Origin of the sequence: Psychrobacillus sp. (genome assembly GCF_032154225.1) — a bacterium.
Lineage (GTDB): Bacteria > Bacillota > Bacilli > Bacillales_A > Planococcaceae > Psychrobacillus.
Genome location: NZ_JALDYF010000011.1, coordinates 86561 through 99761 on the forward strand (window position 1 = coordinate 86561; position 13201 = coordinate 99761).

17 protein-coding genes are annotated in these 13201 nt (G+C 35.3%); 15 read left to right on the forward strand and 2 right to left on the reverse strand.

The window, feature by feature from the left end:
• Positions 1 to 88 precede the first annotated feature (88 nt).
• The 7 genes from RUH95_RS14390 to RUH95_RS14420 all read left to right on the forward strand — a co-directional run bounded on the left by RUH95_RS14390 (position 89) and on the right by RUH95_RS14420 (position 5117).
• A complete protein-coding gene (locus RUH95_RS14390) occupies positions 89 to 559 on the forward strand; it encodes a YbaK/EbsC family protein (RefSeq protein ID WP_313893581.1) in 471 nt (156 codons plus the stop codon).
• A gap of 4 nt (positions 560 to 563) precedes the next feature.
• Positions 564 to 1100: a GNAT family N-acetyltransferase gene (locus RUH95_RS14395; RefSeq protein ID WP_313893624.1), complete on the forward strand. Its 537-nt coding sequence runs from the start codon at positions 564 to 566 to the stop codon at positions 1098 to 1100.
• A gap of 271 nt (positions 1101 to 1371) precedes the next feature.
• Entirely contained in the window at positions 1372 to 2373 is a 1002-nt protein-coding gene (locus tag RUH95_RS14400; protein WP_313893582.1) for an ABC transporter substrate-binding protein, read from the forward strand.
• A gap of 14 nt (positions 2374 to 2387) precedes the next feature.
• Entirely contained in the window at positions 2388 to 3377 is a 990-nt protein-coding gene (locus RUH95_RS14405; protein WP_313893583.1) for a FecCD family ABC transporter permease, read from the forward strand.
• 1 nt (position 3378) lies between these two features.
• Positions 3379 to 4158, forward strand: coding sequence for an ABC transporter ATP-binding protein (locus RUH95_RS14410; protein WP_313893584.1), 780 nt, complete (start codon positions 3379 to 3381; stop codon positions 4156 to 4158).
• A gap of 27 nt (positions 4159 to 4185) precedes the next feature.
• Positions 4186 to 4692, forward strand: coding sequence for a pyridoxamine 5'-phosphate oxidase family protein (locus tag RUH95_RS14415; protein ID WP_313893585.1), 507 nt, complete (start codon positions 4186 to 4188; stop codon positions 4690 to 4692).
• On the forward strand, positions 4689 to 5117 hold the full coding sequence (locus RUH95_RS14420) for a DinB family protein (protein WP_313893586.1): 429 nt from the start codon (positions 4689 to 4691) through the stop codon (positions 5115 to 5117). The genes RUH95_RS14415 and RUH95_RS14420 overlap by 4 nt, the downstream gene beginning before the upstream one ends.
• A 545-nt stretch (positions 5118 to 5662) precedes the next feature.
• On the opposite strand, the gene RUH95_RS14425 is transcribed toward RUH95_RS14420, so the two are convergent.
• Positions 5663 to 5995, reverse strand: a complete 333-nt coding sequence (locus RUH95_RS14425; protein WP_313893587.1) for a hypothetical protein — start codon at positions 5993 to 5995, stop codon at positions 5663 to 5665.
• Between the two features lie 464 nt (positions 5996 to 6459).
• Here RUH95_RS14425 and RUH95_RS14430 point away from each other — a divergent pair, with 464 nt between their 5' ends.
• The 6 genes from RUH95_RS14430 to RUH95_RS14455 all read left to right on the forward strand — a co-directional run bounded on the left by RUH95_RS14430 (position 6460) and on the right by RUH95_RS14455 (position 10643).
• Entirely contained in the window at positions 6460 to 8160 is a 1701-nt protein-coding gene (locus RUH95_RS14430) for a methyl-accepting chemotaxis protein (RefSeq protein WP_313893588.1), read from the forward strand.
• Between the two features lie 11 nt (positions 8161 to 8171).
• Positions 8172 to 8624 carry a GNAT family N-acetyltransferase gene (locus tag RUH95_RS14435; RefSeq protein ID WP_313893589.1) on the forward strand — a complete coding sequence of 151 codons (453 nt, stop codon included), beginning with the start codon at positions 8172 to 8174 and terminating at the stop codon, positions 8622 to 8624.
• A 223-nt stretch (positions 8625 to 8847) separates the two neighbouring features.
• Complete coding sequence (locus RUH95_RS14440) at positions 8848 to 9216, forward strand: hypothetical protein (protein ID WP_313893590.1); 369 nt, start codon at positions 8848 to 8850, stop codon at positions 9214 to 9216.
• Positions 9217 to 9250: 34 nt separating this feature from the next.
• Positions 9251 to 9553, forward strand: coding sequence for a hypothetical protein (locus RUH95_RS14445; protein WP_313893591.1), 303 nt, complete (start codon positions 9251 to 9253; stop codon positions 9551 to 9553).
• The gene (locus tag RUH95_RS14450) at positions 9550 to 10173 is read left to right on the forward strand and encodes a DUF3885 domain-containing protein (protein ID WP_313893592.1); all 624 of its coding nucleotides are present in this window, start codon (positions 9550 to 9552) and stop codon (positions 10171 to 10173) included. Before RUH95_RS14445 ends, RUH95_RS14450 begins: the two co-directional genes overlap by 4 nt.
• Before the next feature lie 32 nt (positions 10174 to 10205).
• Positions 10206 to 10643 carry a DUF4279 domain-containing protein gene (locus tag RUH95_RS14455; protein ID WP_313893593.1) on the forward strand — a complete coding sequence of 146 codons (438 nt, stop codon included), beginning with the start codon at positions 10206 to 10208 and terminating at the stop codon, positions 10641 to 10643.
• 240 nt (positions 10644 to 10883) lie between these two features.
• On the opposite strand, the gene RUH95_RS14460 is transcribed toward RUH95_RS14455, so the two are convergent.
• The gene (locus tag RUH95_RS14460) at positions 10884 to 11303 is read right to left on the reverse strand and encodes a DUF3888 domain-containing protein (RefSeq protein ID WP_313893594.1); all 420 of its coding nucleotides are present in this window, start codon (positions 11301 to 11303) and stop codon (positions 10884 to 10886) included.
• A gap of 208 nt (positions 11304 to 11511) precedes the next feature.
• Here RUH95_RS14460 and RUH95_RS14465 point away from each other — a divergent pair, with 208 nt between their 5' ends.
• Positions 11512 to 12243: a class I SAM-dependent methyltransferase gene (locus RUH95_RS14465; RefSeq protein ID WP_313893595.1), complete on the forward strand. Its 732-nt coding sequence runs from the start codon at positions 11512 to 11514 to the stop codon at positions 12241 to 12243.
• Between the two features lie 354 nt (positions 12244 to 12597).
• A complete protein-coding gene (locus RUH95_RS14470; RefSeq protein ID WP_313893596.1) occupies positions 12598 to 12939 on the forward strand; it encodes a hypothetical protein in 342 nt (113 codons plus the stop codon).
• The last annotated feature ends 262 nt before the right edge of the window (positions 12940 to 13201 follow it).

Below are 13201 nucleotides of genomic sequence, written 5' to 3' on the forward strand. Positions count from 1 at the left end.
TTCGTTTGGGTTATCCTTTTTTAATTTATAATAGAAAAATGGTAAGATAATAAAAGGAGTTCAAATATTCAAAATAGGAGTGTAGTAAATGGCAATTGAATTAGTAAGAGATTATTTTGAGCAGTTTGGAATTGCGGACCAAATACTAGAATTCGACGCATCAAGTGCAACCGTAGAACTTGCAGCCCAAGCATTAAATGTTGAGCCAAGCCGCATAGCAAAAACACTTTCTTTTAAAAAAGAAGTGAATTGTATTTTAGTAGTTGCTGCAGGAGATGCTAAAATAGACAATGCAAAATTTAAAGCAACTTTTGGAGTAAAGGCTAAAATGCTCACGCCAGATGAAGTGCATGATCAAGTAGGACATGCAGTTGGTGGTGTTTGTCCATTCGGCATACCTGAAAACGTAGCAGTCTATTTAGACGAGTCACTAAAAAGATTCGAAACTATTTATCCTGCATGTGGGAGCAGCAACAGTGCCATTAAATTGACTTGCGAAGAACTATATACATATGCAAATGCCCAGGAGTGGGTAGATGTTTGCAAAGGCTGGGAATAAAAACATGCTATTTCAAAACGGTAAGTTATCAGTTCGTCCATTAGAACAACAAGATAGTTCATTATTAGTCAAATGGCTTTCGAATCCTGTGGTACTTGAATTTTATGAAGGAAGAGATAATGCATTTGATTTGGAGAAAGTACAAGAAAGTTTTTACAATGATGAACCGGAAGTAGTTCGTTGTATCGTTGAAGTGGGAAAAATAGCAATCGGCTATATTCAATTTTACCGTATAGATGCGGAGGAGAGAACGCTTTACGGTTACACAAATGAAAAAGAAACCATTTATGGAATGGACCAATTTATCGGAGAAGTGGAATACTGGAACAAAGGTATTGGCACAGCTTTAGTCCAATCAATGGTGGAGTTTTTATTCGAACAAAAGCAAGTAGAACGAGTGGTGATGGACCCTCAAACATGGAATGAAAGAGCAATTCGCTGCTATGAAAAATGTGGCTTTAACAAGGTGAACCTTTTACCGAAACATGAACTGCATGAGGGCGAATATCGTGATTGTTGGTTAATTGAATATATAAAATAAGTACCTAGTTCTAAACAATGCAAATTTGTTTAGAATTAGGTGCTTTTTTAGTGGAAATATGGCAATTATATCATTTGAAAAGATGAAATATTTTTTAGTTGGAAAACCGTCTCCACAGAAGAAATATACCATTTTATTTTCAACCAATATAAAAACTGTTTGACAAATGATAATGATAACCGTTATCATTCAGTAGTAATGAAAATGATTATCAGTTTCAATGGAGTGTTAACTACGAAGCAACAAACATACATATACGGAGGGATACATTTTGAAAAAGTTTTACTTAGTTTTACTAATTGCAGTGATCGCGTTATTGACGGCATGTGCGTCAGATGATGCTCCTAAAAAAGAAGAAGTTTCAAAAACTGAGAGTCCAGAAGTAACGGAGACAGAAAAAGCAGAGGAATCTGCCGATGTTTACAGCCTAGAAAATGATGGGGTCGATCAAACAGCGTTAGATGAGGCATTAGCACAATTCCCGACAGACGTGCCTGAACGAGTAATAACGACATCTGTTCCATTAACAGAAATGCTACATGTACTTGGTGTTACACCAGTGGGAGTACCAACTTCTACAAATCCTATCCCAGCAGACTTTGACTCGATTGATCGAATTGGTTCTCCAATGGCACCGGATCTTGAAGTTGTAACGAATCTTAAACCAGACTTAATTCTTGGTGCAGAATCACTTCGAAGCACATTAGAAAAAAACTTAGAAGGCTTTGATTTGAAAGCTGCGTACTTAAAAACAGATTCATTTGATGATTTAAAACTTAGCTTTAAAGCACTAGGAACTTATTTCAATAAAAAAGAAGAAATGAATGCAGTACTAAGCTCACTATTAAACAAAGAAAATGAGTTAATTGAGCAAGCAAAAGGCAAAGAGTTACCGAGCGTTATGTTAATGATCGGAACATCAGACTCATTCATGGTAATGAGCGAGAAATCGTATTTAGGAAGTTTAGTGAAAAAACTTGGTGCGGATAATATTGCAACTTCTACATTAAAAGTTACGGACACGTATTCACCTATTAATATGGAAGACGTTGTAGTTGCTGACCCAGATATTATTCTAGTATTAGCTTCTGGAGATCATGGTGCATCGAAAGATATGTTCGAAAAAGAAGTACAAAGCAATGATACTTGGACGAAATTATCTGCTTATAAAAACGACAATATTCACATCTTGGATTACAATATTTTCGGTGTTACTTCTATCAGTAATGCAGAGCAAGCATTGACGGAAGTCGCAAATTATTTTTATAAATAAAAGAGGGTTATTAAGTGATTAGCAAATCTAGAAGCGGAACGATTGTTACAATTACGTTCATACTTGCAATTGTTGCCGGAGTCATTGCTATTGGTTTAGGCAGTGTAACAATACCGGTTCCAGAAATATTAAAGACATTCTTCGGCTCATCCACTACGGATGTGCATGATACGATCATTTGGGATATTCGTTTCCCACGTGTTCTGTTGGCAATGATTATTGGTGCAAACATTGCAATTTCAGGCGCGCTTTTACAGGCAGTAATGGGCAATCCACTTGCAGACCCTGGATTAACAGGTGTAACAAGTGGAGCAGCAGTTAGTGTACTTGTCATTATGCTCGCAGCTCCAACGTATACACAGTTCATTCCGCTTGCTGCATTTGTAGGAGGACTTATTGCCGCAACAGTTGTTTATTCCTTGGCATGGAGAAGAAATGGTATTTCACCGATTACGATCATATTGTCTGGGGTTGCGGTGAATGCACTTTGTGGTGGCGGAATTGGCTATTTATCTATTATATATAGTGACCGACTTCCTGGTGCTGTTCAATGGTTGAATGGTAGTTTAGCTGCAAAAGGAAATAATGCTTTATTCATGGTATTTCCTTATGCAATTGTTGGATGGATATTATCTATTTTCGCTATCCGCAAGGCAAATATTATTCGACTTGGGGATCAAGTTGCATCTAATCTTGGGGAAAATGTAACTCGAATTCGTATTGTATTATCCATACTAGCTGTCTTTTTAGCTGCGATTTCAGTTGCCGCAATCGGTATGATTGGATTTGTTGGGTTGGTAGTTCCACATATGGCAAGAATGCTCGTTGGTTCAAATTATAAATATATGTTACCTATGAGCATGGCACTTGGAGCACTTGTCTTGTTGTTGGCGGATACAGGAGGAAGAACTTTATTTGCGCCGATGGAAATACCTGCTGGGATTCTTATGGCTGTTATAGGTGCGCCGTACTTTTTATACTTGATGAGAAGGAGGACATTTTAATATGTTTGCTGTAGATTCAGTTTCAATTCGGTATGAACAAAAGAATGTCATTACTAATTTTTCTTTCGTAGTCAATCAAGGAGAAATAGTATCTATTATTGGTCCAAACGGTTCAGGTAAATCTACGTTGCTAAAAGCAGTTTCAAGAAGTATTCCTTATTATGAAGGCACAGTGAATTTCGAAGGCACAAACTTGAAATCATTGAGCTCCAAACAAGTTGCACGGAAAATGTGTATGCTAAGTCAAAAAAACCAAGCACCAACAGATATGACAGTAATTGATCTCGTTTCTTATGGGCGATATCCACATAAAAAATGGTTTGAGAAGTTAAATAACGATGATATGGAAATCGTTCTTTGGGCGCTAGAGAAAACACATTTGACAGCGTACAAAGATCGAACAGTTTCTTCTTTATCTGGTGGAGAATCACAGCGCGCTTGGATTGCAATGGCTCTTGCTCAGCGACCAAAAGTGCTATTTCTTGATGAACCAACAACTTATTTAGACATATCTCATCAGCATGAAGTGCTAGAGCTTATTCGTGAATTAAACCGTGATATGGGTATGACAATTGTGATGGTGCTACATGATCTTAACCAGGCGGCTAGCTATAGCGACAATATCGTTGTCGTCCAAGATGGAAAAAAAGTGATGTGTGGTACGCCAAATGAAGTGATGACAGCAGATATGATTCGGAAAGTATATCGAATGGATGCAGAAATTCAATTTATCCCACCCGAGATGAAGCCTCGTATTCATTTGTTAAGCACAGCTCGATAAAAAATAATAAAAGGCGAGGGATTTAGTATGGTAAAAACAATCGATTTGGAGAAAAATAAAGAAAAGTACTTACAATTTGTAGAGAGCAGAAGAAACTTGATTTTGAATATGATTGATGAAGAAGGAAAACCTTTTAGCAGTTGTACTCCATTTGTGAAAAAAGACGGTAAATTGTACATATATATTAGTCAAATCGCAGAACATTATGGCCATATAGAAAAAAGCAAATATGTCGATGCAATCCTTATTGCAGATGAATCTGCTACAGCAAATCCATTTGCAACGGAGCGAGTTCGTTGGAACTGTACACCAAAAAGCATTGGCAATGAAGGGCATGATGACATTTTCGAATTATTTAATGCTGCCTATGGAGCTAAACTTCTGGATGTATTACGCGGATTAGATTTTTCTCTTTTCGAATTAACTCCGTTACAAGGACGCTATGTAGTGGGCTTTGGAATGGCATTTGACCTAGATATAGATGCAACTGTTTTTACGCATGTTGTTGTAGATAAGAAGAAAGATGCCATATGACGTATTCTACTGTACTACCAATTTGGAATGCTATTCGCGAAAGATTTCATAAAACTGCAAATGCGTTGCCAGAACAAGACTTAAGCTTACAACTAGGGACGACATCGATTGGCTCTTTACTACACCACACTGCGGAAGTGGAGTATATGTTTGCACAATGGTTTTTTGGAAAAGCTATGCCGGAAGATGGAATACCGAAACCTGCTTTGACGAATAAAGATGAACTTGTGGAGTTTTTAGAAGCTTCTAATGAACGTATTCTTCAAGCAATGAAAGAGCTACCTGAGGAAAATTGGCATAAAAGTATGGAGTCACCAATTGGAGCATCTACTCCGCTAGAAGCTGTAGGAAGACTAATGTATCATACGGGAATTCACGCAGGACAGATCTCACTTATTCAGAAAAATGGTAATACTGTAGAATAATAAAGTGTTAGAAATGAACACAAAATCCCTGTGAATTTTCGTGGGTACTGAAAAAGTCATCAAAAGGATTTTGAAGCGATTAAGTGAACGAATTATTGTTCACTTAATCGCTTTTTATGTGGGAACCGTTGATTTACGTTCCAGGCGGACGCGTTCCGCGGGGTGAGCGATGAACCATCACCGCCCCTACGGGTACGTTGTGTTGTTTCATCTTCCTCACTGATGCCGAAGGAGTCGCTGCCTTGCACTCCAATCAACTAATATATGCCTATGTTAAAAGAATTCTATCTAAAAAAACCATCTTATTACGGTAAAATAAAGTAAATGTAGGTGGTGCTCCTCGTGATTTCAAACCAAGGAACCCTTCAACTAAGTCCATACATGGCAATCTATGATATTGTCATGCCAAAAGATAATATGCTTCGCCAACTAACCACCTAAAATTATTTTGTCCACCAGTCAAATAGTAGTTCTGCACGCTTGTCAGATGAAGGATAAAGTATATGAAATACAGGAAGTGTGACTTCATTCAAATCTTCATTTTCCTAAAAAATTGTTAACCATTCTTCAAAATTTCTTAATACCTTAACAATCTTATGAGAGGATTGGCTAATAAAACCAACCCTGTATTCATGATTTTCTTCTCCTTCATCACATATAAATACCCAGTGATCATTAGACTGTTCGTATGCATCAAACATAGTAAAAGAAATAAGTTTAGTGAAGTCAATTTTTTCATTAGTATCCGTAATTAAGACTTGAACGGGAATATTGGGAAATGTATGAGTTAACAGGCTGATATCCCCACAAGGTGTTCCTCTACCAACTCCCCCGATCGGTTCAAAATCTAATAAAAACATACCATTTGAGAGTTTCATTTAAAATTCTTTGAAGGAATTTGGTAATGGATAGCCAAGTTTATCCTCATATTCAGCGATCATTTCATTTGTTATAACTTCGTTATGATCCACATCTGGATACCTTTTATTGAATTGTTCAATGAACTCAGTGATATAAATTCACTTTTTTCTAACATAGATTAAGGTGATCAGTTGATTATAAGGTTTAATACCATATTTTACAGCAGTCTATATTCTATCGCTACTTTGAATAGACCCTTGAAATCCCTGTGACAAATTCTTAATAGTTAAATAAATATTTCCCCAAAATTAAAATACTTATAATTGCTTAATATTGAATTATGTTACAATACCTTTTAAGGACTTTTTGCTTATAAATAAAATAGGAAATGAGGTGGGTATGGAGTTAGTCATAGCGATATTTAAAGAGAATTAAAGCTAATTACTATTTCATTCTATTCTAAAAAGGCAGGTTACTATTCATGAGGTTCAGAAATTTCAAGATAAACACAAAGTTCAATTTATTGCTGATTGGTGTCATTCTTTTCTTAACTATTATTATAAGCCTTGTAGCAAAATCTCAAATAAACAAAGTAATGAACGAAGTTTTTACGGACAGAGTAGAAATATTATCAGGAATTGGATATAACTGGTTGGATGAAGTGTACGAGGGTGAATGGACTGTTAAAGACGGAGAGTTGTATAAAGGAGATATGAAAATCTCGAGTAATACCGATTTTATTGATGAAATGGGAACAATCACAGAAGGCATTGTCACGATATTCCAAAATGATACGAGGGTTATGACGAATGTAATGGTGGACGGAGAAAGATCAATTGGGACGAAAGCTAGTGCAGAAGTAAGTGATCTTGTGCTTAAAAAAGGTGAAACATACATAGGAGAAGCCGATGTTGTAGGGCAAAAACATCTCACAATATACAAGCCTATAAAAGATGCCAATGGAAAAAATATTGGAATGTGGTTTGTAGGGGTACCCATTCAAATTATAAGTGACACGGTTTTTGCTTTATTATTTAAAATTATTTCGGTTTTGGTTGGTGCTGGAGCAGTTGCAATTATTGGTAGCCTTTTACTGACAAGAACAATTATCCGTCCTATTCTTACGATAAATAATCAACTGAAAGAAATTTCAGAAGGGGAAGGTGACTTAACTAAGGAGCTGGTAGTTAATACGAAAGATGAAATAGGGGAGTTAGCTAATTCATTCAATAAAATGCTTGGCAGTCTCCGAACGATGATGCGTCAAATTAGTATTACATCCGACCAAGTAGCTTCTTCCTCTGAAGAGCTAACAGCAAGCGCTGAACAGACAACTGAGGCAACGGATCAAATTGCAGCTTCTATTCATGAAATAGCGGACGGATCGAAAGCACAAGTACAGGGAGCAGATGAGAGTTCAAAGGCTATGCAAGAAATTACGATGGATATTCAACGAGTAGCCGAATCAACTTCATCTATTTCTAAAGCAGCTGTGGAAACAAATGAAGAAGCTATTAGTGGAAATGAATCGCTTCAAAAAGTAATACTTCAAATGAATACAATTCATTTATCTGTGGATCAATCGGCTTCTGTTGTAAAACAGCTAGGTGAGCAATCGGAGGAAATTGGAAATATCCTTGGAGTTATAACTGGGATAGCAGATCAAACGAATTTATTAGCTCTAAATGCTGCAATTGAAGCAGCACGTGCAGGAGAACATGGAAAAGGTTTTGCTGTTGTTGCAGACGAAGTAAGAAAACTGGCGGAGCAATCTAAAATATCCGCAGATCAGATTGCTAGTTTAATTAAGCAAATACAGGGAGATACAGCACATGCAGTTAATGTGATGGAGCAAGGGACTGTTGAAGTAAATGCTGGTATGCAAGTTGTAAAGGAAACAGAAACAGGGTTTCAAAAAATTCTAACGTCTATAGAGCTTGTAGCCTCACAAATCCAAGAGGTTTCAGCAGTGGCGGAGGAAATGTCCGCAAGTGCAGAACAAGTGAATGCTTCTACGGAAGAAATGGCTACGATTGCTCAAATATCTGCATCTAATACACAAAATGTTGCAGCAGCTTCAGAGGAACAGTTAGCATCCATGGAAGAAATTTCTGCTTCCGCTTCTTCGATGGCCAAAATGGCAGAAGATTTACAAGGGCTTATTCATAAATTTAAATTTTAGGGGCAGAACATATGAAGCTAACAAATATAACTCGTGAAAATTGGTTGGAAATTGTTATTCTAACTACTAATCAAGACGGCAAAGCAACAATTTCTGAAGAATTTGTTGCATCTAATGCAGTATCGATTGTTCAGTCTGTGTTTGAAGAAGGATGGATTATTAAGGGCATTCAAGTAGACGATGCCTTAGTAGGCTTTACTATGTACGGATTTCCAACTGAGCATAATCATTACGATATTTGCCGATTTATGATAGATAGAAACTATCAAGGAAAAGGATATGGTAGACAAGCACTTCAGTTAATCATTAATGAATTGAAAACAAATGATGATTGCCAAAATATTTATTTATCGACCGAGCCTGACAATGAACGGGCAATAAAACTGTATGAAAGCTTTGGTTTTCAGCAGACTGGAAAAGTAATTGAAGGTGAAATGGAGTATTGTCTTTCATATGAAAAATAAGAAGTAATCGAAACAAAATACTAATTGAAAGACCAAATCGCATTGTGATTTGGTCTTTTCTGCTTTTTAAACAAGCAGGACTATTAAATTTATAAAGAAGGAATTTACAGAAATAAATTGAATTAGTATATATATAGGGAGATATCTTAATATTTGGAAGGAGAATTACTTTGGTGTATTTATATTCAATATTCTACTTTCTAGTAGTAAGTTCGATGATTCTTTGGGCTTTGTTTTATCATATAGCGAACGAAAAAAGAAAGAAGTACAATCAATTTTTCTTGATTTCAATGTTCTTATCATTCTTAATCATTCTTGTAATAAGCCCTTTCATGGTAATAGTGCAATTATATTATCTGATGAACTTTTGTGTAATAGTAACTTTGGTTTACTTGTCTGGATACTTAAATTCAAAAACAAGGAAAGTGTGGTGATTACGATAGAAGCATTGGGGATTGTTTTGGTTTTATGGGTTTTCTTATGGTCAATTACAAAAACATTAGAAAAGTTAACGGATAAGGTTTTAGAGAAACAGGATAAACAGTATAAATTGTTAGAGGAAATAAAATCTAGATTAGATGAGAAAGAATGAACTTTTTGAAGGCAGGAGTTGGAGGGGATTTTTTATGTTGCAAAATATCATCATAATAACAATTGTCAGTGTAGTTGTGAACTGGATTTTATCAGCAATTTTTAAAAATGAAGAAAAGTTAGATAGTGGATTTGTATTTACTTATTATAAATTAAGTTATAGGAGAAAGATGATTCGGACTTTATGGATGGCTCCAATAATTTTTCTTGGACTTCTAGCTTTATATCGTTTTGCGGACAAAAGCTCTAATGATGTTCTTATTCTATCCATAATCACTTTAATTATTTTCTTGATACAATTGACATATACCTATACTAATTGGAAGAAGAGTGAATGATGGAAAAAATAATGAAGTACATAGACAACAACTTTCCTAACTTAACAAGTGAATTGCATCTAAGGTTTGAACTAGGCGAGCCCTATGAAAACGGAACGGAAAAAAGAATAAATCAAGTTGTTGCAAGAGTTACTACACTGTTTGATGAAGTGTTCGGACCAGATGATTTTATTTATGTTTATATAAAAGATTGGGAAATAACAGAGGATATTATGTTCGGAAATACCACTCCAGAATATCTATATAGCTTATTAAGTAAACAATATATAGAAGAGGAAACTTTGTTTGAACTAGATGAGGATTATGATGAGCTAACGGATCAAACAATAGAAATAAAGCATGAATACAAAGTGAAACTTGTATACGCACAAGTAATGTCTTTTCCTTACAGAGAAATACTTGAAGGTATAGGAAACTATGAACAAGGAAGAGAGCCTTCTATTGGACAGTCTGTGTACTTTATTAGTATTGAAAAAGACATAGTTTTTCATATGTATGATGATAGAGGTTGTTTAATACATGCTAATGAAGTGGAGAAATTGGCGCCTTTGTATCAAACATATAATAAATGGTTGGTTGATTATTGGCGTGATTATATGGATAGCATTTTTAAAAAGTAGTAATCTTTCTTATTCAACTAAAGGAGATTTATATGGATAAAACATCGCTATATGCATATATACTATTTAGCGGAAATGATGATTTCCCAATAGATGTCGTAACAGAAAAGCTAGGAGTGCAACCTACAAAGACTTCGAAAGTAGGAGAACGTGTTATTCCTAATCATCCAATAAATCTATTAGTGCATTCATGTACTGACTGGTGTTTCGAAATAGGCACTAAAGAAACACTAGATACAGAAGAGGTATTACGTCCACTTTTAGAAGTGTTCCAATCAAAAACAGATACGATTAATCAGTTAAAAGAAGAACTAAATTTAGACGTTCGGCTAGAGTTAGTCATGTTAATCTACGATGGATATAGTCCAGGATTAGTGATTTATCCTGAATTTAGTAAGTTCGCTGCAGAAATAAATGCTTTTTTAGACGTTGATATGTATGTATTTTCTTTTAATGAACCAGATGAATAATTGGGCTATCCTTAATTTTTCTATTTGCTGGTGTGTTTGATGGCGGTAATTATGCCGAAACAGCAGTTTATACATTTGGTGCAATAATCATTATACTTCTATGATTTTTGATTTCACTCATGTGCTATTTAATAAATTTATTAAAAATAAAAATTTAGCTCTGCTGTTCACTATCTGGTGCTTTAATTCAAGAAGAATTAAAGCTTTTTTTCTTATTGATCTAACGAGTGGATAGTCTCTTTATAATTCAGGAGGGTACTTATATGTCTTCAGGTGCGTGTGATTTATCAGTTTAACCTCAGGTCCATAAGATATTTCATAGGTCATTCGGTCCTTACCTACTGGAATCCAGTGTCCGCCATCAGTTGGCTCAATTTCAAATGTAATTTCCAATATAAAGCCGCGAAAACCATTTACTCTTCTTGTTTCAATTACTTCAATTTTCCAAGGAGTGACTTGTGGTGAAAAATCCTTTAAAATCTCTGGGTAATAATAGTTATTCAACTCTTTTTCAATATAAGGAGCGAGCATGTTCATAAGCATATCCTGCAACCTAAGTTCTTCAGAGTCTTGAGTTGGTTTAACTGATGAAAAGATTGTTTTTTGAAAAGAAGTAATAAGAACAAGAGATAGTATAAAAACGATTAACAGCTTTTTCATTTTGTTTAACACACCTCTTTACGACTTTATCCGACTAATTGTATTGTTGCCTTTACTGGATAAAGTATGTATTTTTTATCCGAAACTTTAAGTAGTTCTCAGAAATCCATGCTTGTCTACTCTAAGAAATATATGATAGAATACATTAATTTGTGTATTCGGCGATGAGTCGCCCGACATCTCAAATTATAGAGGGGGAGATGTTTCGATGGAATTTAAAGGCTCTAGTGTTTACGATCAAGCAGATTTTTTTAATAATTACATGTCTAGAAGAAACAGACAAGATAGTCCAAATAACGCTATTGAAGGACCGATTATCTATGAATTAATAGAGAGCTTTCAAGATAGTAGCGTCTTAGATTTAGGATGTGGTGATGCATCGTTTGGAAAAGAACTTTTACATTTAGGAGCGAAAACCTACACAGGAGTAGAAGGTTCGGAACAAATGGTGGAAGTGGCACGCTCTAATATGCTTGAACAAAACGGGACAATATACTTTGAAACAATGGAATCTTATGATTACCCAAAAGAGGCATTTGATCTAGTAACATCTCGATTTGCAATCCATTATGTTTCAGACATTGACCTCCTGTTTCAAAATGTTCATAAAACCCTTAAAGAAAACGGAAGATTTGTTTTTAGTATCCAGCATCCACTTACAACTTCATCTTTTGCTAGTAAGCAATCTGGTGATAAACGAGGCAATTGGATTGTCGATGACTATTTCTGTGAGGGTGAAAGAAAAGAACCGTGGATTGACCAAATAGTAGTTAAGTATCATCGTACAACCGAACAATATTTTAGAGCACTTAAACAAGCTGGCTTTTCAATTCTCGATTTACGTGAAGGTACACCAAAGCGTGAACATTTTAGTAGTGAAGATGAATTTGTTAGAAGACAACGAATTCCAATTGTACTGGCTTTTTCGTGTGTGAAGTAAATAACCAAGGTGGGAGTTTGTAATGAAAACGATTATGCAGGCACTTTTTTGTTCGCTGCTAATACATATAATATATTTTTTTAGTATCTATGGATGGGGATATATTAAAATGAAATTCGACAATCCCGAGATGTCAGGGAGCTATGTAGCTACGAGTCATACCGATGTAATGTTCGCTTTTGTAGGTTCCCCAATAATCTTTTTAGGCACCACGTTTTTGGGGATAGCGATAGTATGCGGCTTCATTATTATATTGATGAAAAAATATTTTAAGATACGTGGTATTCAGTGACATAACAAACAAGTTTATCTACACCTATTGCGGAAGTTTAGGGGAAATGAAGGAGTGGTCCAATGAGAAGAACATTACTCTATTGTTTTTGTATCGTTTTCTTGGGTGCCTGCAACAATTTCAACGAACTTTTAATAGAAGGGGAAATGGTTAAACTTACAATTGAATGTAAACGTGGAAAAACAATTGAGATTGATGATCAGAAAACGATGAATAAAATAATAGAGGAAATCAATGGTTCAAGAAGAGAAGGTACACAAGAGATGGAGTTCGATTTTGAACATCGCGCAACATTTGAAGACAGTGATGGTGAGATAAAATCTTTCAATTTGTTTAGCAATGGGAAAGCTGTTATGTCTGGATATTATATTCACTCAAATATGGATGATTTTTGTGGGAAATAGTTTTAAACTTATATCTTCTTGTTCAATTCAATGGGGAGTTATGTTGAAAAAAAGTGTCGAATGACTAGGGGTTCGAAGGTGAACAAATTAGGAAAAGCGTTCCAATGGTCAGGTACTATTATTATTGCTTTGGTACCTTTTTTACCTAGAAGATACGTATGCAGATTATATTTCTATTCTTATGATAAGTGGTTCAAGCCTTGCTCTGTTAGGGGTTTTGCTGTGTAAGTCAAGAAAGATAGAAACTGTGGCAGTATGCGTA